Origin of the sequence: Bacteroides zhangwenhongii (assembly GCF_009193325.2) — a bacterium.
In the GTDB taxonomy this organism is placed as follows: Bacteria; Bacteroidota; Bacteroidia; order Bacteroidales; family Bacteroidaceae; genus Bacteroides; species Bacteroides zhangwenhongii.
Genome location: NZ_CP059856.1, coordinates 28,672 through 49,593, shown reverse-complemented (window position 1 = coordinate 49,593; position 20,922 = coordinate 28,672). Strand labels below are relative to the sequence as shown.

General features: G+C 48.1%; 16 protein-coding genes and 1 pseudogene. 5 read left to right on the top strand and 12 right to left on the bottom strand.

Going from position 1 to position 20,922, the window contains the following annotated elements:
- Nucleotides 1-360 precede the first annotated feature (360 nt).
- The 5 genes from GD630_RS00195 (at nucleotide 361) to GD630_RS00175 (ending at nucleotide 4,236) form a co-directional block, all read left to right on the top strand.
- Nucleotides 361-1,665 (top strand): reverse transcriptase domain-containing protein, encoded by a 1,305-nt coding sequence (locus GD630_RS00195; RefSeq protein WP_005943911.1) that lies wholly within the window; start codon nucleotides 361-363, stop codon nucleotides 1,663-1,665.
- Nucleotides 1,662-2,147 (top strand): DUF4376 domain-containing protein, encoded by a 486-nt coding sequence (locus GD630_RS00190; RefSeq protein WP_005943907.1) that lies wholly within the window; start codon nucleotides 1,662-1,664, stop codon nucleotides 2,145-2,147. Before GD630_RS00195 ends, GD630_RS00190 begins: the two co-directional genes overlap by 4 nt.
- 179 nt (nucleotides 2,148-2,326) lie before the next feature.
- On the top strand, nucleotides 2,327-2,569 hold the full coding sequence (locus tag GD630_RS00185; protein WP_004326021.1) for a hypothetical protein: 243 nt from the start codon (nucleotides 2,327-2,329) through the stop codon (nucleotides 2,567-2,569).
- Nucleotides 2,570-2,641: 72 nt separating this feature from the next.
- Nucleotides 2,642-3,286 carry a thymidylate synthase gene (locus tag GD630_RS00180; RefSeq protein ID WP_004326020.1) on the top strand — a complete coding sequence of 215 codons (645 nt, stop codon included), beginning with the start codon at nucleotides 2,642-2,644 and terminating at the stop codon, nucleotides 3,284-3,286.
- A gap of 95 nt (nucleotides 3,287-3,381) precedes the next feature.
- Nucleotides 3,382-4,236 carry a DNA adenine methylase gene (locus tag GD630_RS00175; protein WP_005943904.1) on the top strand — a complete coding sequence of 285 codons (855 nt, stop codon included), beginning with the start codon at nucleotides 3,382-3,384 and terminating at the stop codon, nucleotides 4,234-4,236.
- 126 nt (nucleotides 4,237-4,362) lie between these two features.
- Here the strand turns inward: GD630_RS00175 and GD630_RS00170 are convergent, their stop codons facing one another.
- The 12 genes and pseudogenes from GD630_RS00170 to GD630_RS00115 form a co-directional block, all read right to left on the bottom strand.
- Nucleotides 4,363-5,241 (bottom strand): HpaII family restriction endonuclease, encoded by an 879-nt coding sequence (locus tag GD630_RS00170; RefSeq protein WP_143865204.1) that lies wholly within the window; start codon nucleotides 5,239-5,241, stop codon nucleotides 4,363-4,365.
- Complete coding sequence (gene vsr, locus GD630_RS00165) at nucleotides 5,222-6,964, bottom strand: DNA mismatch endonuclease Vsr (protein ID WP_117600066.1); 1,743 nt, start codon at nucleotides 6,962-6,964, stop codon at nucleotides 5,222-5,224. The genes GD630_RS00170 and vsr overlap by 20 nt, the downstream gene beginning before the upstream one ends.
- A gap of 187 nt (nucleotides 6,965-7,151) precedes the next feature.
- Complete coding sequence (mobV, locus tag GD630_RS00160; protein ID WP_117817874.1) at nucleotides 7,152-8,459, bottom strand: MobV family relaxase; 1,308 nt, start codon at nucleotides 8,457-8,459, stop codon at nucleotides 7,152-7,154.
- A 267-nt stretch (nucleotides 8,460-8,726) separates the two neighbouring features.
- Entirely contained in the window at nucleotides 8,727-9,698 is a 972-nt protein-coding gene (locus GD630_RS00155) for a toprim domain-containing protein (protein WP_070737285.1), read from the bottom strand.
- A 251-nt stretch (nucleotides 9,699-9,949) separates the two neighbouring features.
- Nucleotides 9,950-11,191 carry a primase-helicase family protein gene (locus tag GD630_RS00150; RefSeq protein WP_182505678.1) on the bottom strand — a complete coding sequence of 414 codons (1,242 nt, stop codon included), beginning with the start codon at nucleotides 11,189-11,191 and terminating at the stop codon, nucleotides 9,950-9,952.
- Nucleotides 11,192-11,468: 277 nt separating this feature from the next.
- Nucleotides 11,469-11,852, bottom strand: a complete 384-nt coding sequence (locus tag GD630_RS00145; RefSeq protein ID WP_032536285.1) for a hypothetical protein — start codon at nucleotides 11,850-11,852, stop codon at nucleotides 11,469-11,471.
- A 12-nt stretch (nucleotides 11,853-11,864) separates the two neighbouring features.
- The gene (locus GD630_RS00140; protein WP_070737279.1) at nucleotides 11,865-13,085 is read right to left on the bottom strand and encodes a site-specific integrase; all 1,221 of its coding nucleotides are present in this window, start codon (nucleotides 13,083-13,085) and stop codon (nucleotides 11,865-11,867) included.
- A 408-nt stretch (nucleotides 13,086-13,493) separates the two neighbouring features.
- Nucleotides 13,494-14,066 (bottom strand): annotated as a pseudogene (locus GD630_RS00135) (GTP-binding protein); the annotation flags it as partial.
- 225 nt (nucleotides 14,067-14,291) lie between these two features.
- Entirely contained in the window at nucleotides 14,292-14,999 is a 708-nt protein-coding gene (locus tag GD630_RS00130; protein ID WP_087395705.1) for a hypothetical protein, read from the bottom strand.
- 328 nt (nucleotides 15,000-15,327) lie between these two features.
- Nucleotides 15,328-16,686 (bottom strand): efflux transporter outer membrane subunit, encoded by a 1,359-nt coding sequence (locus GD630_RS00125; protein WP_087395702.1) that lies wholly within the window; start codon nucleotides 16,684-16,686, stop codon nucleotides 15,328-15,330.
- A 1-nt stretch (nucleotide 16,687) separates the two neighbouring features.
- Entirely contained in the window at nucleotides 16,688-19,801 is a 3,114-nt protein-coding gene (locus tag GD630_RS00120) for an efflux RND transporter permease subunit (protein ID WP_087395699.1), read from the bottom strand.
- Nucleotides 19,798-20,922 carry an efflux RND transporter periplasmic adaptor subunit gene (locus GD630_RS00115; RefSeq protein ID WP_087395697.1) on the bottom strand — a complete coding sequence of 375 codons (1,125 nt, stop codon included), beginning with the start codon at nucleotides 20,920-20,922 and terminating at the stop codon, nucleotides 19,798-19,800. Before GD630_RS00115 ends, GD630_RS00120 begins: the two co-directional genes overlap by 4 nt.

Below are 20,922 nucleotides of genomic sequence, written 5' to 3'. Positions count from 1 at the left end.
TACTTTTGCATTTGAAAGGTGGCGCCTCCCCATAGGCCGTGTGGTCTATCGTGGCAACAACAACGCGAACCCGAATGGCGGTGTTTCGATGTCGAATGCGAACAACGATTCCTCGAATACGAACACGAACATCGGTTCTCGTCTGAACAACAATCGAAAGGAAATTTTAATCGGCGTACAACACCGGGGACTTGTCCCCACCGTGGTGCCGAGGGGGGCAAGCCGCAGTAACAGCGGTCCGCAAGGGCCGGAAAACTGAAAAATAAAGTGTCGGGTAGGGTTTGGTAGGCCGGAAACGGTTCGAAGAAGCCGGGCCCGGGGGATTGAAGGCCCCGTATTAAAAGCAATAAACAGTAATTTATGCGCAGGGTTGGGTATATCATCGAGGAGATCGTGGAGCCTTCCAACATGGAGGCTTCCTTCCGGCAGGTCCTTCGCGGCAGCAAGCGTAAACGCAGCCGCCAGGGGGGCTATCTGCTCGCGCATAAGCCCGAGGTGTTGGAGGAGCTGGCCGCGCAGATCGCATCCGGTACTTTCCGCGTGAAGGACTACCGTGAACGCGAGATCATCGAGGGCGGCAAGCTGCGCCGCATCCAGGTGATCCCGATGAAGGACCGCATCGCCGTGCATGCCATCATGGCGGTGGTGGACCGCCATCTGCGGAAACGTTTCATCCGTACCACCTCCGCCAGTATCAAGAGACGGGGTATGCACGACCTCCTGGCGTATGTCCGCCGTGACATGGCCGAGGACCCTGATGGTACGCGTTACTGTTACAAGTTTGACATCACCAAATTCTACGAGAGCGTGAAGCAGGATTTTGTGATGTATTGCGTCAGCCGGGTGTTCAAGGACGCAAAGCTCGTGACCATGCTGGAGAGCTTTGTCCGCCTGATGCCTGAAGGTCTGAGTATCGGCCTGCGCAGCTCGCAGGGGCTGGGCAATTTGCTTTTGTCTGTGTATCTGGACCATTATCTGAAGGACAGGTATGCCGTGCGTCATTTCTACCGCTATTGTGATGACGGCGTCGTACTGGGTAAAACGAAAGCGGAACTGTGGAAGATTCGTGATGCCGTCCACGGGCGCATGGAGTGTGCCGGTCTCCTGGTGAAGGGGAACGAGCGCGTGTTCCCGCCGGGCGAGGGCATCGACTTTCTGGGGTATGTGACTTTCGGTGCGGACCATGTCCGCATTCGCAAGCGCATCAAGCAGAAGTTCGCCCGAAAAATGCACGAGGTAAAATCGAGAAGGAGGAGGCGTGAGCTGATAGCGTCGTTCTACGGGATGGCCAAGCACGCCGACTGTCATACGTTGTTTAAAAAATTAACAGGCAAAGACATGAGATCATTTAAAGACTTGAACGTTTCCTACAAGCCGGAGGACGGCAAGAAACGTTTTCCCGGGGTGGTGGTAAGCATCCGGGAACTGGTAAACTTACCGATTATTGTGAAGGACTTTGAGACGGGCATCAAGACCGAACAGGGCGAGGACCGCTGTATCGTGGCCATTGAGATGAACGGCGAACCGAAAAAGTTCTTTACCAACAGCGAGGAGATGAAGAACATCCTCTTGCAAGTGAAGGAAATGCCGGACGGCTTCCCGTTCGAAACCACCATCAAGACGGAAACCTTCGGCAAAGGTCGAACTAAATACATATTTACATGAAACGGGTAGAAGGAACATCCGGGATAAGACTGATCGAGTGCGTGAGCCCGGCACGCAACAGATGGCGCATCCGCTGGGATGTGCAGGAACGTGAAGACGGATCCGCTTCCTATATGGAGGAAAGCTTTGTCGGCAGACCTCACATGGATACTATAAAGTCCGTCATTACAGACTGGTATAATGAGCAAATTGACCGTGAGATACTTTCCGGTTTTCTCTATGAAGGTATGCCGGTATGGCTGTCAAGTGAAAACCAGTTCAATTATAAGGCAGCGTATGATCTGGCCGTACAGACTGGTGGTGCTACGCTTCCCGTGACATTCAAGTTCGGTACGGATGAGGTTCCCCAATATCGGGAGTTCGTCACACTGGAGGAACTGACCGATTTCTACACGAAAGCCATGAAGCATGTTCAGGACACGCTGTCTGACGGCTGGAGGAAGAAAGACGCTTTTGATCCGGAGAAGTACCGGGTGGAATAAATCCTTCGGGGGAGGATAAGAAAAAAGCCCCCGGCCTGTTAAAAAGTAACGCCAATCACTTTTATAAACATGAAACGCCAAACCGCGCGACCGGGGGCAAATACCCTCTGTCACGGTTTGACGTTTTTTTTGTTGTCTAAAAAATGATTGGCGATGCAAAGATATAATTTTTTTGTTGTATGAAAGTGATTGAGATATTAAACTTTAACCGGGAGCTGTTGAAAAGGCTTCAGGCGGCCGGCATCCGTCTGGAAGATGCCCGGTATATCGACCTGTACGCGGACTATACCCGCCTACTCGATCAAGGTGAAAAAGTCTCGTATGCTGTGGCCGTATTGTCCGAAAAGTATTCGGTGAGCGAACGCAAGGTTTATGCCTTGGTGAAACGGTTCCAGAGCGACTGCAAGACGCTTGCAGTGTGAACGGGTTGTTTTATGCCGTAGGGAGTGCCGTTTCCCCTTATCTTTAGGGTGTTTCAAATTTAGAAGGAGGAAATGGCTATGAACAAGTATTACCGTATCCTGGACAAGATTCTTGCCACGGGAAAGACACAGACCAACAAGAAGGGAAACATACAGTACCTTCTGAACGAGCAGCTCTCGCTGACACCGGCGGACCTGCTCGACATATTCGAGGGGCATAATATCGCCCGTAAGAAGCTCCGCAGCGAGTTGCAGTTATTTATGCAGGGTGAGCGCAACGTGGAGAAGTACCGGGAGGCCGGCATCAACTGGTGGGACTATTGCGGCTCCATCCTGGTGAACAGTTACCCGACCTATTTCGAGAAGCTGCCCCCGTTGATAGCGAAAATTAACCGGGAGAGGCGCAACAGCAAGAACTACGTGCTTTTCCTGGGCGAAACCGGTGCCGAGAGCAACCAGGCACCCTGTTTGAGTCTGGTACAGTTCCAGTTAGATGGCGGTGAACTGGTTCTATCCGCCTACCAGCGTAGCAGTGACGCGAACCTCGGGCTGCCTTCCGATATTTACCACCTGTACCTGATGGCGCGGCAGATAGAACTTCCCTTGAAGTCGATCACTCTCTACCTGGGCAATGTACATATCTACGAGAATAATATCCCGGGCACCCGTGCGCTGATCGCCGGTGACGAGACGGTCCGCTTCGGGTTGAACGTGTAGTTTGCTGTATATGTCTTGCAGCGGGAACAGTTCATGTTCCCCGCTGTTTTTCGTTTATTCTGGGGACCTTTGCGGCCGTTTTAAAGCAGAATGAAATGAAAAAGATGTATTTGTCCGCCCCGCTTCCTTTCGTGGGGCAGAAACGCATGTTTGCGAGGGAATTTATCAAGGTGCTGGGACAGTTCCCGGACAGCACCGTGTTTGTGGACCTGTTTGGTGGCTCGGGCCTGCTGTCACATATTACCAAATGTGTCAGGTCTGATGCCACCGTTGTGTATAATGACTTCGACAACTACCGCTGCCGACTTGTAAATATCCCGGCCACTAATGTGCTGTTATCCGATTTGCGTCGGATAGCTGAAGGGGAACCCAGAAACAAACGTATAACCGGGGAGATTCGCGATAAAATGTTTGCCCGTATTGAGAGGGAAGAAAAAGAGCACGGCTACGTGGATTATATCACGGTTTCCGCATCCTTGTTGTTCGCCATGAAATATGTGACCAGTTTGGAAGGAATGAAGAAAGAAGCCATTTACAATAGGATTCGGCAGACAGACTATCCCGAAGCAAAGGATTATCTGGAAGGACTGACTATAACCAGCGAAGACTACAAGGAAGTATTCAAACGTTACAAAGATGTTCCGGGTGTGGTGTTCCTGGTTGATCCGCCGTACCTCTCCACCGAGGTGGGTACTTACAAGATGTTCTGGCGTCTGGCTGACTATCTGGATGTACTAACCGTTCTGAAAGGGCATTCGTTCGTGTATTTCACTTCGAACAAGTCTTCCATTTTAGAACTGTGCGACTGGATGGACCGAAACCCATTTGTCGGCAGCCCATTCAAGGAATGCAGGAAAGTGGAGTTTAGTGCAAGCGTAAACTATCAAGCTAAATATACAGACATGATGCTGTACACGAAGCCGGATGAGGTGTCAGGTATAGCAGCCTAACATTGCATAAAGATAGTGAATTATTTTGAATCTGCAATGGCTTTTAAATGATATTTTAAAGCCATTTAAAGAGGGTTCAAGTGAAAGAAAAACGGTGGGCTTTGATCATGCTGAATAGGACCGCGCTCACCTTTTTTCTTGTACGTGTCGTTTTTGTACTTTTTGAAACGCATCGTTTTTGTTAAGCGGCACGTCTGGTTTTTCCGGATTTACTTGTTCTGTATCGTACCCCAAAGGGTTGGTTTCTGTAATCTGTTCTACCAATTCTTTCAATGTGGATACACCACTATTCAACTGTTCTAAAAGCAAATTGGCAATTATGGACGGCAGGTCTCCATCAAGCATAATGAGGTTATTACGAAATGTAGAATTATCCACTTTGTCAAATATCAATTTGCAACCTTTCTTTGTTATTGCTTTATATCTCTCTATAACCTTATTTCTTGTTGGATTCAAAGAATTGATTTTTGCAATATCTTCATCAGAAAGAGAAGTTCCCTCTATCTTAAAATTAAAGTTCGTGGCTTTACTTGCATTTAATAGTGTTGAATCCCCTCCGAGTTGAGATTTTATACTGAATCCCATTTCAGAATTTATCTTAGTTCTTCGGTCATGCAAAATGATTCGTATATCTGTTTTATCAGATGATTTCGCCTTCAAAGCATGGCAATAAATTCGATTCATGAAGGCTTCAATTTTCGGAACGGTAAATGCTCCATCATTTTCATTGATAGCTTTCAATAAATTCTCTGCTTCTACTAAAAACACTGATGCAGGGATTCTCAATAACTCTTCTCCTTCTGGGGTTTGAATCACTACATCTCTATCTTGTAGTTTGTAGTTGAAATTACCCTCTTTTTCTTGGCGAAGAATCATTATTATGGGATAGAACAAATCGTGAATTTTGTTCATGTGTTGGTCTCCGGCATAAACTTTTCCTTCTCCTAATAATTTGAGCAAAGTGTAGATTTCACTCCATTCTCCTTTATTTCCTGTCAGTGCCATATTTTTTGGATTTTGAAAGGTTGATTCGTTTAATTATTTCCTGTGCAGTTGCTTGAATTGCAGGTACTGCAACAGAATTTCCAAATTGCTTGTAAGCAGATGCATCTGCCACTCCGATTATGAAATTATCTGGAAAACCTTGTAAACGAGCCCATTCTCGTGGGGTCATCCTGCGCAATCCATCACGGTTTATTTCTCCTTTGATGTTGGTAACAGGTGTAAAATCTTCAAGACGATTATCAATTACAAGATTGCGTTCTCTCCCCATTCCGCCTACAACAATAGCATTTGCGACACCATTATCCGGTATTATTTCATATCCGAAACCGTTACCTTTTGCTGCGTGTCTTTCTTTATGTGCTACAAGTGTCTTCACATATTGAGTTGATAAATAATATTTTGCAGAAACTGTATTTTTTTCTTTTATATCAGCAAAAGTTTTAGTTGTATCAGTTGGGGTTGGATATGTAAATTCATTGACATTTTGGTCTTTTCTAAAGCCAACAATATACACTCTTTCTCTATGCTGCGGAACTCCGAAATTCATTGCGTTTACTATTTGAGGCTCTGGAACGTAATAATCCAAATCTTCTCTTAAAACTTTTAATATCGTTTGGATTGTTTTCCCTTTGTCATGAATAAGCAATCCTTTGACATTTTCCAAAAAAAATGCCTTTGGACGCTTACGACGTATGATTTCTGCTACATCAAAAAACAATGTACCTCTGGTTTCTTCAAATCCAAGACGTTTCCCGGCTAATGAAAATGCCTGACAAGGGAATCCAGCACACAGAATATCAAAATCATCGGGTATAAATGACTTCGTGGATTCTTTGGTAATATCTCCAAAGGGAACTTCACCGTAATTCAACAGGTAAGTTTTTTGTGCCTGTACATCCCATTCGGAAGAAAACACACACTTGCCACCAAGATTTTGCATTGCCATTCTAAACCCACCGATACCAGCAAATAAATCAATGAATGTAAATTCGGGCTTTTCTATCGGTAAGAACGGAACGGCAAACAAATCGGAGAACAAAGAATACTGAACACAAACATCTGATACACATTGTATATCAGATTTCTTTTGATGGATGTTGTATATATCCTCTATCAGACCTTCTGCTTTTATCTCATATGGTTTGGCGTATTTGTTGCCTTGATTGTGCAGGTAGTGAGACACAATCGCCATTTGTTCTTCAAATGAAATTATACTTCCATCCTCATTTAGCGAATGAGGTCCGTACATTTGCATCGATATTTTTCCTCCGCCACACATTTTTGTGATGGCTATTTTTTCGTCAGTTGTTGATTTTCTATTCATATAATTTAAAACCTCATTTAAACATACATCAGGATTCACTGTTATTTCTGTCTCCCAAAATCGAAAGACTTTCCAACCTTGTTTGCGCAATTCTTCATTGACCTCCTTGTCGCGTTCTATATTTCGCTCGATTTTAGAGTGCCAAAACTTACAATTGCTTTTATGGTCATTCTTTCTAATATTCCAATTTCTACCATGCCAAAACTCACCATCACAAAATATCGCAATTTTAGACCCTCTAAGGACAAAATCGGGTTTGCCAAATACCGACTTATCATTTTTGCGATACCTTATTCCAGCGTTCCACAGGAATTTTCCAAACATTATTTCAAGTTTGGTTCCTTTGCTTTTGTTTGCAGCCATATTTTTATGGCGTTGTTCCTTTGTCAAATGGTCCATTAGTAATTTCCTGCTTGGGGATGACGTATAACATATCCAAGCTACAAAGATACTTATTTTAATTCGATTGGAAATAATTGTTGTTCAATATTTTGTTAACACATGCACAATTAAACATTTAGATACAAGAACTCTCAGCTCCTTAATCCAAAACTAGACGGATGGCATAACCATCCGCCTTTCCAAATTAGTATTTTATACCACGATTTTGCCTCGGCTTCGGTATTCCGATAGCTTCTCTGAACTCATTCATTTTCTTTCTGAACCAGCTCACGTGTGAAACCCCGTCTATCTTGAAATCGAATTTACCGTTTTCATCCTGTTTGATGGAGCAGACGGAATGTCGGGTATCAAAACTTCGGTTAAATTCGGAAGAATAGAGTTCGCCTTTTATCCCGACCTCCTTGAACTCGCACAGTCTTCTGATTATCCCGTCATTAAAGCCCAAACGTTCACGCAGGAAACTTATCACGGGCATCAGCTTCTCCACATACGGAAAGTAGCGTCTGACAAAATCCGCAAACTCCGACAGCTTGCGGTGCTGTTGCTCGTAAGCGTTTCTTATCTCCTGTATCTGCTTGGCTTGTTGCCGTTCCCGTTGTCGGGCTTCGTCTTCAAGTTCAAGGATGCGGTCTTGCAAGTCCTCGTTCCTGCGTTCCAACGATTTCATCTTTCCACTTCCGAAAAGAGAGCCCACACTGCTTGCAAGGGCGGTTGCCGTATCGGTGGCTGCGCTTTTGAGCTTGTCGGTACGGATTTCCGCTTTCACCTGCTTCAGTTCCTCCTGCGCCTCGGCTTTCTTCTCCTGCAACAGTCTGGTTTCAGTTTCGAGGACTTCATTCTTCTTTTTCAAGTTCCTATAATACTGCATGGTGGTGGTGTGCCGTGCTTCCGAACCCCGTACCCCACGCTGCAATCCGTATTTCGCCATCACCCTTGCGTAATTGTCGTGGTAGGCGACCAGGGTCTGGCGGTTGAACAGGTCATCGGCACACAAACGGACGGAATTTGTTTTCTTGCGGTACTTGCGCTTACCGTCCGTCTGCTCTTTCTTGGCTTTGCGCCTTTCACCCGTCACGATGGGAACAACGGCTGCGTGGATGTGCGGAGTCTTCTCGTCCATGTGCAGATGTGCGGCAACCACATTGTCTTTGCCGAATGTGGCTTGCAGCCATTGGATGCTGTCGTTGCACCATTCATCGAGTTCTCCTTTTTCCTGTATGTTCATCATGTCCTCGTGCGTACCCGACAAGACCACCCGAACGACACGGACTTGGTCGTGTGTGATTTTCCGTCTGATGCCTGCTGTGTTCAGTCTGTGCGCAATCGCTTCATCCCTGCCGTGAACGCCATCGGGGTATTCGACAAGCACCCTGTTCAGATGTGTCCTTGTCGGGTCTGCATTTTTAGGTATTATCTTTCTCTCTATATGGTCGGACTGCGTGGTGTCCGATGTACCCTTTGCTTTCTTAATGTCCAATGAAAAATATCCCATATCATTACTGTTTTTGCGGTTATCGTTATGTTTCTTCTCTCTGCCTGTGGCATCGGCTCACAGGGTTTATTATGCAAATGAACCATTGCAGCACTCGGCATAATCCAAACGAGTTTGGCTTCTGCTCTCGTTTGCACAGGGTTTCCAAAGGGATTTCCCTTTGGCTCGATAGGGTGTTTTTAGCGTTACGGAGTAATGCGTGAAGAAAACGCCCTATTGAGCTATGGTATTTCTGTCTAAATACCTTTCGGAAAGCAGACGAGCATATTACAGATGAAATCCCCCTTTCTTTTTCGGTGGCTGCATCATCCGCCTTGCGGATTGGACTTGCTTCTTCTCCTTTATCGGCTCTGCCGATTGGGACAAGGGCTTACCGCACAGGTAGTCGTTCAAGTCCTTATACTCACGATAGTACATTGACTTGTCAAGCAGCCGTTCCCCAAACTTCTCTTTCAGCTTCTTGCAAGTGTTCCGTCCTGCCGTGTCGTTGTCAAGGAAACAGCCGATTCTGGTGTAGGTTTCCAATAAGCTTTCCGCTTTCGCAAGATTGGAAACGGAGTTCAGTATGACATAGTCCTGTGTGTCCAATTGCGGGTGTTGCGGATTGTTTCTCACTCGGATGGTAAGGAATGAGAGGTAATCCATGAACCCCTCGAACAGGTAACACATACATCGTTGTCCGTCCTGCTGTCGGATATGGGTGATGTCTTTCGGGGCGACACATCCCTTGAAGTATCTGTTGCGCACTTCATATCCTCCTGCCATGTTCGGAAAGCCGATGGCAAAATAGGGTTTGTCGGCATTCATAAACCGAAGCTCCCTGCATTCTCTTTTGGCAAGTCCGATGTTTATTCCCCTTTCTTGCAGATAGGCTATAAGAGCAGGAGAGGACAATTCTCCAACCTTTAATCCCTGATAAGGCTGATTGTCGGAATGCTGTCTGCCAAAAGAGAACGATGCAGGGCGGATGTATGCTGTCCGCTCCTCTATGCGTTTCAGCAGATAGGCTACATCTTCCGAACGGTAGAGTTCCGCTGCCAATGCGAGGATGTTTCCGCCTTTGCCGATGCCGAAGTCGTACCATTTTTCAAGCTCGGTGTTTACCTTGAACGATGCGTCCGTTTCTTCCCGTAACGGTGATTTGTACCACAGGTTCCTGCCTTGTTGCTTTACAGGCGTATAGCCCAGACTTTGCAGATAGTCTGCCAGTTTGATTTGCTTTACATCTTGGATTGTCATATTACATATGGTTTTGAAGTTGATGAAAATTTGTTGATTTGATGAATTGTCAATGTAATATATTTATATACAGCCTCGTAACCTCTCAACATCTTCTCAACAAACCACTCGCCAAAAGAGAAATTCACAAACGGGTGTCGGTGGTCTCTCAACTTCTCTTTTGGCTTGTTGAGATTTTGTTGAGAATGTATATCGTTTATTGTCAGTGTATTTATACCCATATTCAACAATTCAACAGAAAAATGATAGTGTTACAAGGATTCAAGTTGCTCCCTTGTGACGGTGTAGAAGCGTCCCACCCTCTTTATCGGCTCATAGTGACAACTTCTGTTGTAATTGCCCTGATAGGTGGTGTAGGTAAGCCCGTTTGGTGCAGGTGTCAGTTTCCAGCACTCCTGCACCACCTTACGCACTTGGTGCTTTTCCGCCTTTACCTGCGAGTGCACCAGCAGTACGACAAGGTCGTTAAGGCAGAATGAAACGCTATCCACATCCATTGCAACCATAATGTCAAGCAGCAGTTCCGACATCTCTATCTCCAGCCGATTGCGGTTGCTACGGATAATCTTCTGCAAGGCTTCTGTATGCAGCAATGTGGGGTTGAACCACATCCGGCTTTCCTTTTCGGTGGACAGTTTTCTGTGTTGCAGGAAATGGAGAAAGGCGGGTATCTCCGCTTTCAGCTTTTGCAGGAAGTCGGTATCATCGGACTGCAAGCGGTCTATCTTGCGTACCCAATAGCGTGTTTCCCCTGCGTCTATGATTACGGGCAGATGCTCGTTGTTGGAGCACAGCACGAATTTGGCGAAGAACGCAATCTCGTCACGGTCTTTGCCTTTGGCTTCCACCTTATAGGAAAGTGTGGTGCTGAGGTTCTTCAACCGTTCGCTGTCCTCCCTGCGGTTGAGCAACACCTCATCCACCACGATGAGCAGTTTGCCAGCCCAATCGGAATTGAACCGGCTTCGGAAGTCCTCGTTGGTGTTGAAAGTCACATTGTTCTGAAAGAGGAGTTTCAGAAAGTTCAGGAATGTGCTTTTGCCTGTGTTGCGTTCTTCCGATACCAACAGCAGGATAGGCAACTTCTGAATCGGTTGCAGGTAGAGCAGTTGCAGATAGTCCATCCCCAACTCGTATTGTTCCCCGAAGATGTGCCGTACCAAAGATTGGATATGCGATAAATCGCCCTCCTGCGGTCGGTGGTCTATCGGTTCGTAAAGGTTAAGGAACTTGCCGACCACGGAACGGTAGCCGATGTGTTCGGGTACGGTGCAGAAGCCGTCATACTTGGGAACACTGCCGATGTAATCCTTGCCGTAATCCTGTCGCAGGGTCTCGTTGTTCCATGCGATGCGTTTCTTCACATACCCTCCGTTCAGTCTCGGTTGCTCCACAATCTTGTAGAGCGTTGTCCCGACACGGATAAATTCTTCCTTTGCCATGCCGCCATCCGATGGCGGTCTGTGGCTGTCCTGTTGTTCGATAGCTGACATAATCAAATGGTTTTAAGTTTGAAAATTACCAGCTGCAAAAATATAATCAATTATCGGATAGGTTGTTATGCAAAACACGGCAGAATGGTGACAAATAGCCCCCGAAACAAAAACTTTCAATGGTTTGGGGCAGGAAACGGGTTGTGCAAACGGAAAAACTCCCGAAAAGCAAATGTCGGATTACGCTTTTCGGGAGAAAAAATCAGAGCGTCTGTCGTTCTGTCGTACTGACTTAATGAATTACTGACTTACCGAGTGAATAATGTCAGGCATTCAGCTACGAGAAGTATTCGGATTTGGATATACCGTTGGTATTCAGCGAGAAGAAGATGCTTGTTTTCTCTTTTCGCAGGTACAGTCTTTCAAGAACGGCATTGCGTACCCGTTCCGCTCCGAATGTGCCGATATGGAAAGCGAGGGCAACTATCGCTTCAAGGTTGTAAACCTCCATACTGCAATTATCGGATACCCGTATGCTTCGCCTTATCCCGTATTCCCTTAAAACTCCGCTCTTGCAAAGAGCCTTCAGCCCTGCACGGAATGTCGGGGCGGTTACTCCGAACAGGTCGCAAAGTTCCCATTCGCTCATGGCGGTTGCGCTAATGTCGGTCGGCAAGGTGATGTTGCCGTTGCCGTCCGTTGTGATGATGCTTCGTTTCATGGCTATGCTTGGTTATGGGGTTACACTTCCGAACGATGCGTTCAGCTTGTTGCCGAACATCGTCAGGTCATTGTCAAGTTTCTGCGTGGTTATCTTCGCATAGATTTGAGTCGTGACAATGTTCGTGTGTCCCAGAACACGGCTCACGCTTTCAATGGGCATCCCCTTGCTAAGAGCCAGTGTTCCAAACGTATGGCGGGCGCAATGGTAGGAGATTTGCTTCTCTATTCCGCATTCTGCCATTACCTTTTTCAGCTGTTTGCACATCGTCCAATAGTTGATTTTCCCGAAAACCAGCTTGTCTTCCGACAGATACTTGTACCGTTCGATTATCTGCAAGGGAATATCCAGCAACTTCACTTGGAACGGGACATTTGTCTTGTGCCGTTTCGACAATATCCATTTCTCACCGTTCACCTCCACTATTTCATCCGTTGTGAGTTCTTTCATATCCACGAAAGACAAGGCGGTGAAGCAGGCGAAAATGAACAGGTCTCGCACCAATGCGAGGGTGGGGTTGTCAAACTCGTGCGCCATGATTCTTTTGATTTCGTCCTCTGTCAGATACTCCCGTTCCTTAACATTCGGGCTGATATGGAACTGCGCAAACGGATTTCTCGGTATCAGTCCGTTATAGTGCGCACGCATGACCACGCCTTTCAGCCACATGCAGTTCAGCCAGATGGTGGCGTTTTTCAGTCCCCGTTCAGCCGTAAGATAAGCCGCAAACTCCTTGATGAAGTCGGGTGTAAGTTCCAGCATGGACATGTCTGTCCGTTTGTAGAATGACTTGATAAAGGCTGCGACATAGTTCCTTGCCCTTACCATGACCTTGTACGTGCCGATGCTGCGGTCTTTACCGACACGTTTCAGAAAGTTGGCGCAATCCTTGTCAAAAGCCTTTATCAGTGTCTCATACTCGCTTCCTACCCCTTGGTAGGCATTGCGCACCATTTCAGCCGTTACGTATGCCTCTCGGTCGGATATGCGCTGATAGTGCTTGATGATTTGCGCCTTGATGTTGTCCAATGCAAGATTGATGTTCCGTGCTTCGGCACTCTTGCCTTTGGCTCGGTTGCCTTTCGCATCCCAAAGGGTTTTCGGGATGGTCTGCTTGCAACTGAACTGCGCCACAGTACCGTTGATTGTCACTCGTCCCATGATGGGGACAATACCGTCTTTCTCCTTGCTGCCGTTCACGTAGAACAGCACTTTGAATGTACTTCTTGCCATACTCGTTTTTTGTTTGCAAAGTTAAATATCAACGAGTTAGACCTTGATACGCAAATCGGTGACAAACGGTGCAATAGCATCTCTCATATGTTAAATCTTACTCTTTCACGGGTAATGATTTGCAAACCATTCTTCTTCTTAAATCCGCTTTTCTTTGCGTTTTCCGATTTTTCGGCTTGTCATCATTTGACACCGTAACAACTCTGATATTAAGTCGTTTAGCATCATTTCTCCCGTTTTTCGAGGTTATTCCAGAGATTTTCAGTAATTTTGTCCTTGCTAATCATTAGTAATTTGTTTTTTGTTTCACTATAAAGTTACTAATAATCAATGTATTAGCAAAGGGTAAAACGAACTATTTTAGCTCGTTTTACCCTATTTTTTACGCAATCCTTATCCCGAACTCGCGTAAATAGTCTTTAGATTTTTAATCTTGATGAATTTTTCCGAATCGTTGATTCTTACAACGTCTCGAAGTCTCAGACTTCCGTCAATTATTTTAAGAAAACTTCTTTTATGCCCTTTGGGGTCATGCTCTATCTTATAGAGATAAGCTGAAAGTCTGTTTGAGACTGATGCCGGAGGAAGTATAAAAGAAGAAATGGCGTCCAACAACTCATTGATACCGATATTGAACATTGCTGATCCATGTAGCACCGGATAGACTTTGGCTTTTGCCACAAGAGCGATTATCGTATTCCAATAATCAGCCGGTGAAATTTCGCTATCCGCCAAATATCGTTCTAATATATCGTCGTCATGGTTGCATACAAATTCTTTGTATTCTTCCTTTATATATGTTTGGGAGCAAACCGGATAAACCGATCCATCGACAACAGTTTGCATAAACAGGACATCTTGCGACAGATTTGTTTTTATATCCATATACAAACGCTCCAAATTCACACCGGCACGGTCAATCTTATTGATAAATATAATTGTCGGGATTTGCAGCTTTTGTAAAGTACTGAACAGCAACTTGTCGAGCTTGACGGAACACCGTTCTCCCCATTGGGTATCTGTAATAATCTGTTGTTCATTCATTGTTACTTTGTTCTTTTTGATTCAACTTTCAGAGCCGTCGCCCCGTGTCTTGAAAGCTTTCGGCTGCAAAGTAACAATGAGACAGGGCATTGAAAGCAATATTTTGAGTGACACTTGCAAAGTATCACTCAAAATAGCACTGTCACTCAGGATTTTGGCCGTCTATCGGACATATTTCTCGCGTATATGCTTCATCAGAATGTCTATGTCATTCTTGTTGCTGAAGATGCCGTTGCTCCTTGCACGGTTGAGCGCGGACGAGAAATTGGAACGTGTCTGCGGCTTATTCTTCCCTTGCAACAGGATGGAACCGCTACGCTCAAGGACAGTCTGCCAGCAGCGGCTGACAAGGTTCATGGCACTCAGACAGTCAAAAAAATAGGCGATGCCCATAAGATTTAGTGCCACCAATGGAGTAGTGAGTGTTCCGTACATCAGACCGTTCATTTCCTGGACTGTGACTTTCTTTTGGAAGAAGCTGGAGTCATTAGCGCAGTCAGCAAGCAGTGGCATGTCCTCGGCTCGGATTGCACACGAGAGTCTTTGTTCCTGCACCCGATTCGCAGAGGCGGTTCCGGATGTTCCCGGATTTTGCTTTCCGTCATCACGACGTTCCGTATAGACAAGGAATATCACCTTATCTATATCTGGGGCTTCCAGTGAAGACCGGGTGAAGAATTGTTTGACAAGGTCGGTTCTTTCCAACAGGAGGATGCCGATTGCACCCAACGCCTTGCGGTGGATGTTCTTGTCTGCAGCGTTGTCATTTTCGGCATAATGATGACCGTCGAGGAACTGCAAGGCAAACACCCGCAGCGTCATTACGCCTGTGGCTACATAGTCCTGATACTCTCTGTGCGCTTCCAGCAACAGTTGGCGCAGGTGGTTCAGTCCTGCATCACCATTTACGGGCCGGGTAGAAAACTTCCCTGTAAAAAAAAGGAATAAGTTTTCGGATGAATGGATTTATCTCCATACTTCGGATGTTGTTAATGAATAATTTATATGAAAATAGCGCAATGCTCCCTGTAAAAGGAAGTCATCACGCCATAGATATTCTCAAAAAGCACACTTATGTACAAATAACTATATCACTATAATCTAATGAGAGATATTTGATAATTTCTCAAATGTTACAGGTATGCACTATGTTTGAGGGCTATATCAATATTTATAAAATCCATTTACACTTTAGGTCTTAACTCCTACCGCCTCCCAATGCATGATAAAGTTTGATAATGCTCTGTATGCGCTCAAAAGAGGTTTGCAGTTGCAATTGTTCTGCTTCAAGAAGTGACTGTTGGGCAGTTAATATCTCCAAATAGGTGGTACCGGAATGGCTCATCAGCAGTTCCGTCTTGCGCACCGCTTCACGCAAGGTCTCAACCTGCCGAGTGTTTATTTCATATTGCGACTTAGCCGTTTGCCATGCGGTTAAGGCATCGTTCACCTCTTTCCCCGCGTTCAGCAATGATTGTTGGAATAATAATTTGGCTTCTTCCTGTTTGGTTTGGGCAATCTTCAAGTTGGCGATATTCGCGCCCCGGTTAAACAATGGCTGCGTCAGGGAACCGATGGCTTTGAGTAGCCATTGCCCGGGATTGGTAATCGCCCCACCTCCATTGTTAGTCCAACCCAATGTGCCCGAAAGGGTGATATTGGGGTAGAAGGCTGTGCGGGCTACGTGGGTGGCGTAAAACGCCTGAGCCACTTCCATTTCGGCCTGACGCACATCGGGGCGGTTGGAAAGCAACTGCATGGGAACTCCGACAGATATGGTATCAGGGAAAGAGGCTTTGGTCAAGTCGCTCCGCTCAATCGCGTGTGACGGCATGGCAAGTATGGCAGACAAGGCGTTCTCCGTTTCGGCGATACTCTTGCATATAGCCAGTTGCGATGATTCGAGTTTCATCACGTTTGCCTTTGCCTGCAACACACCGGCTTCATTTGCCTTGCCCACCTTTTTCAACGCCTCGAGCGTGCGCACGGTAGCCCGCCAGTTTTCCAAAGTCCGGTTGTTTATCGCTATCTGCGCGTCAAGATGAGCAAGTGTGTAATAGCTGTCTGCTATCGTGGCGACAAGCTGTGTCTGCACGGCCTGCTGATAGTCACGGCTTCCTTGCAGTGCGGCAACCGCGCCACGCTTCGCAGCCGTAAGCTTGCCGAATATGTCAAGCTCCCAACTTGCACTCGCTCCGACATTGTATGTCTTTGCGGTAGCCCCGTCGTAGCGGCTGATGCCACCTTCGGCATTGATTCCCAAAGACGGAAGATAGGACAGTTTGGCCGTCATCAAAGCCGCCTCTGCCGCTTCAACGCGCAAACGCGCCACGTTGAGGTCGGTGTTCCGTTCAAGCCCGATCTCAATCAAAGACTGGAGTTCCCGATCTGTAAACATCTCCCGCCATGAAATGGATGCGAGGGTTGTTGTATCAACATTTTCCGGGATGTCCCCGTACAGACCCTCTGTCGGGAGGTCAGCCCGATGATACCGGCTGTATGTGCCGCAGCCGGTAAGCATCAGAGTTGATAATATAGATAGGATTATCTTATTCATTTTATTTACGTTTAACCTGTTCTTGAATATATTGGAATGTGATGAACAGCGACGGCACGAGGAACAGCAACGCCAATGTGCCCACTATCATGCCGCCTATTACGCCTGTGGCGAGCGAGCGGCTGCCGTTGGCACCCACGCCATGAGCCATCATCAGCGGAATAAGGCCGAACACCATCGACAAGACGGTCATCAGGATGGGACGCAGACGAACCTTTGCCGCGCTGTATGCCGCCTGTGACAGAGTCATGCCTTCCGACCGCCGCTTGCCGGCATATTCGGTCAGCAGGATGGCGGTCTTGGCAAGCAGTCCGATAATCATAATCAGTCCGGTCTGCATATAGATGTTGTTCTCCAGCCCGAACAGCCACGCGAACAGGAAGCTGCCCATCAGTCCGCAAGGCACGGACAGTAGCACGGCAAAGGGGATGAACACGCTTTCGTAGAGGGCGCAAAGTATCAGGTATATCAGCACCATGCAGAGGATGAATATCAATGCGGCATTGTTGGTGGTCTTGCTCTCCTCGCGCGACAAGCCTCCGAACTCATAGCTGCAAGTGGCGGGAAGCACCTCACGTGCCGTCTCGCCAATCGCCTTGATGACCTGGCCGGAACTGTAGCCCGATGCCGGAGAGCCGTTGATGGCGATGGCGTTGAAAAGGTTGAAGCGCGTAAGGTCGGAAGGCCCGTTGGTCTTGGTCAGGCGCACGAACTGACCCAACGGTGCCATGCTGCCGTCGGAAGTACGCACGTACATCCGGTTAAGCGACTCCGTATTTATGCGGTACTCCGCCGGTGCCTGCATGGTGACGTGATAGAGCTTGGAGAAACGGTTGAAGTCCGACACATACGACCCGGTATAATAGCCGGAGAGCGTGGAAAGCACATCGGCGGGAGATATGCCCGACTGCTCGCATTTCGCCGCGTCGATGTCCACCCAATACTGGGGATAGTCAGCGGCAAAAGACGAATAGACCTCTCCGATTTCGGGACGGCGGGACAATGCCTCTACGAATCTGTCCGCCTCCTTCTTGAATGCAGTGACATCGCCACCGGTCTTGTCCTGCAAGTAAAGCTCGAAACCGTTGCCCATGCCGTAGCCGGCAATCATCGGCGGCGACATGGCAAACATCGTGGCATCGGGAACATCAGCGGTGGCGGCATAAATCTTGCCTATCACGTCGTCCACCGATTGCCCTTCGTCCTTGCGCTGGTCCCAATCTTTAAGTGTCATGAAATACATGGCCTGTGAAGGGCCGGAACCGCTGAATGAGAATCCTCCGACCGCTCCGCTGTACTCAATCTCAGGGATGCTGTCAAGACGGCTGTTGATACGCGCCATCACCTTGTTGGTCTGCGCCATGGAGGAACCGGGCTTTGTGTTCATGCTTACCATCACCGTGCCGGTGTCTTCCTGCGGAATAAGTCCTGTCTTCGTGATATTGACCAGCAAGACCAGCAACCCGAACGAGGCGGCAATCGTTCCCCACAACAGCCACCGGCGATGGATGATATACAGTACCCCACGTACATAGCGGCGGCTCAAACGGTCGAATACGGCATTGAATGCCTTGCGGAAGCGTGCCGCAAAATTGTTCTTCGTGTTTCCGTGCTCGTCAATATAAGGTTTCAGGAACAAAGCGCATAATGCAGGTGAAAGGGTAAATGCATTAATAGCCGATATGCCCACGGCAACCGCCATCGTGATACCGAACTGGGCATAGAACGCCCCGGAAGTACCGCCCATCATTGCCACCGGGATGAACACCGCCATAAAGATAATGGTAGAGGTGAGAATGGCGGACGAAACGCCCTTCATGGCATCATCGGCGGCAAGCACCGGCGACTGATAGCCCTCGTCGAACTTCGCCTGCACCGCCTCTACCACTACGATGGCATCGTCCACTACCGTACCGATGGCAAGCACAAGGGCGAAAAGCGTAAGCAGGTTGATGGAAAAGCCTATCAGCGACATCACGGCAAACGTGCCGATGATGGAGACGAAGATGGAAACCGTGGGAATGAGCGTGGACTTGATGTCCTGCAAGAACACATACACCACCACGATAACCAGAAGTATCGCCTCGATAAGCGTCCGTATGACAGAATTGATGGAGGCATACAGGAACTTGTTGGTATCGGTCAGCACCACGAACTCCGCCCCTTCCGGCAGGTCGCGTTCAATTTCATCGAGCACCTCGTGAATCTCATTGATGGTGCTCGAAGCGTTGGAACCCGCTTTCTGGTTGATGAGCATCGTGGCAGCCGGATGTCCGTTCACCTCGGTGGAATAGTTGTAGAATTCATCGCCCAACTCCACATCGGCGACATCTTTCAGCCGAAGCACGTCACCGCCGGGCAGGGACTTGACGACCAGCTCGCCGAACTCTTCCGCCGTGGATAGGCGGCCGCGATACTTCATCGTGTATTCATTTGCCGTGGGATGATTGGCTCCGAACGAACCGGTTGCCGCCTCGATGTTCTGCTTCGCCAGCACGGAGGAGATGTCATCGGGAATCAGTCCGTACTGCGCCATCTTGTCGGGACGCAGCCAGAGGCGCATACTGTAGTTGGAACCGAACAGTTGCGCCTTTCCCACACCGCCGATACGTTTCAATCGCGGCTCTACGTTAATCTTCACGTAATTGTTGAGAAAGGTCTGGTCGAAACGGTTGTCGGGGCTGTAGAGGGCGAATGTCAGCAACTCGGCATTCTGCTGCTTCTCGGTGGTGACGCCGGTCTTGGTCGCTTCTGCCGGAAGCTGGCTCAACACGCCGTTCACGCGGTTCTGCACATTGACCGCCGCCATGTCGGCGTTGGAGCCCTGCTTGAAATAGATGTTGATGGAAGCATCGCCTGTATTAGATGCCGTGGAGGTCATGTAGGTCATGTCCTCCACGCCGTTGATGGCCTCTTCCAGAGGAACGATTACGGCTTTCTGCACCGTCTCGGCATTGGCTCCGGGATAGGACGCCCATACATTAATGGTGGGCGGGGCGATGTCGGGATATTGCTCCACGGGAAGGGCTTTCATGGCGATTACGCCCATCAGGACAATCACCACGGAGATGACACCCGAAAACACCGGGCGGTCTATGAAGAAACGCAGGTTCATGGCTTTGTGGTTTTAGGTGTGACGTTCATTCCTTCCTTTAGCTGCCCCACACCTTCGGTGATGAGGGTGTCGCCGACGGACAAGCCCTGTTCTACAACGAAGTGGTTGCCGTCGTTCAGGCGGTCCACGGTCAGGTAGGCGGCTTCGGCCTTTCCGTTTTTAAGGCGGTAGGCGATAATCTTGTCCTGCAACTCGACAGTGGCGGACATGGGGACCAAAATGGCATCCGTATTCACTCCTTGCAAGATGACGTTGCCGATAGTCCCGCTCAGCAGCTCGCGGTCGGGATTGGGGAACAGGGCTTTGATTTGCACCGCCCCGGTAGTGGGGTTCACAATGCCGCTGACGGTCTCTATGTGTCCTTTCTGCCCATAGAGCGTGCCGTCGTTCAGTTGCAGGCCGACTTCCGGCATCCGGGAAATCATCTTGTCGATCGACCCGTATTGCGCCCTGAGCTGACGCAGCTTGTTTTCGGAGACGGAGAAATAGGCATACATCTCCGAATTGTCCGACACCACTGTAAACGGTTGTTCGATGGTGGGACCGACGAGTGCGCCGATGCGGTAAGGCAACGTGCCTATAACCCCGTTGCTCGGACTCTTGATTTCGGTGTATGACAAATCGTTTCGGGCATTTGCTTCCTGAGCTTTTGCTTGTTCCAGCTCTGCCTGTGCCACTGCTAATTGGTTTCGGGCAACAGACAGTTCGTAATCGGATATGACTTTTTCATCGAACAACGACTGTTTGCCGTTCAGCTCGATACGCGCTGTTTCCACTTTTGCCTGTGCCGCACTGACGTTGGCGCGTGCCGTGCGCAAGGCTGCCTGATAGGGCACCTGGTCTATGACAGCCAGCACTTGCCCTGTTTTTACTTGCTCTCCCTCTTTCACGCATAGGCGGATGATGCGACCCGATACTTGAGGTATGATGTCCACATCCTGTAGCCCACGAATCGAAGCGGAATAGGTTTCTTCAAATTCAATTGGTTGGGAAGAAACCACCATGACGGGCAGTGCCTGTCCTGTTTCCTCTCCTTGCTGTTCCTGTTTGCAGGCTGCCAATGAAGCAGCCAGCAGGATCGTTGCCGTGATACCGGCAATCCATGTTCGTCTATTCATCAT

Excerpts from the sequence above, each read along its gene's own strand:
- GD630_RS00195 (WP_005943911.1), top strand. The coding sequence starts at position 361 with ATGCGCAGGGTTGGGTATATCATCGAGGAGATCGTGGAGCCTTCCAAC.
- GD630_RS00190 (WP_005943907.1), top strand. The coding sequence starts at position 1,662 with ATGAAACGGGTAGAAGGAACATCCGGGATAAGACTGATCGAGTGCGTG.
- GD630_RS00185 (WP_004326021.1), top strand. The coding sequence starts at position 2,327 with ATGAAAGTGATTGAGATATTAAACTTTAACCGGGAGCTGTTGAAAAGG.
- GD630_RS00180 (WP_004326020.1), top strand. The coding sequence starts at position 2,642 with ATGGCTATGAACAAGTATTACCGTATCCTGGACAAGATTCTTGCCACG.
- GD630_RS00175 (WP_005943904.1), top strand. The coding sequence starts at position 3,382 with ATGAAAAAGATGTATTTGTCCGCCCCGCTTCCTTTCGTGGGGCAGAAA.
- GD630_RS00170 (WP_143865204.1), bottom strand. The coding sequence starts at position 5,241 with ATGGCACTGACAGGAAATAAAGGAGAATGGAGTGAAATCTACACTTTG.
- vsr (WP_117600066.1), bottom strand. The coding sequence starts at position 6,964 with ATGGACCATTTGACAAAGGAACAACGCCATAAAAATATGGCTGCAAAC.
- mobV (WP_117817874.1), bottom strand. The coding sequence starts at position 8,459 with ATGGGATATTTTTCATTGGACATTAAGAAAGCAAAGGGTACATCGGAC.
- GD630_RS00155 (WP_070737285.1), bottom strand. The coding sequence starts at position 9,698 with ATGACAATCCAAGATGTAAAGCAAATCAAACTGGCAGACTATCTGCAA.
- GD630_RS00150 (WP_182505678.1), bottom strand. The coding sequence starts at position 11,191 with ATGTCAGCTATCGAACAACAGGACAGCCACAGACCGCCATCGGATGGC.
- GD630_RS00145 (WP_032536285.1), bottom strand. The coding sequence starts at position 11,852 with ATGAAACGAAGCATCATCACAACGGACGGCAACGGCAACATCACCTTG.
- GD630_RS00140 (WP_070737279.1), bottom strand. The coding sequence starts at position 13,085 with ATGGCAAGAAGTACATTCAAAGTGCTGTTCTACGTGAACGGCAGCAAG.
- GD630_RS00125 (WP_087395702.1), bottom strand. The coding sequence starts at position 16,686 with ATGAATAAGATAATCCTATCTATATTATCAACTCTGATGCTTACCGGC.
- GD630_RS00120 (WP_087395699.1), bottom strand. The coding sequence starts at position 19,801 with ATGAACCTGCGTTTCTTCATAGACCGCCCGGTGTTTTCGGGTGTCATC.
- GD630_RS00115 (WP_087395697.1), bottom strand. The coding sequence starts at position 20,922 with ATGATGAATAGACGAACATGGATTGCCGGTATCACGGCAACGATCCTG.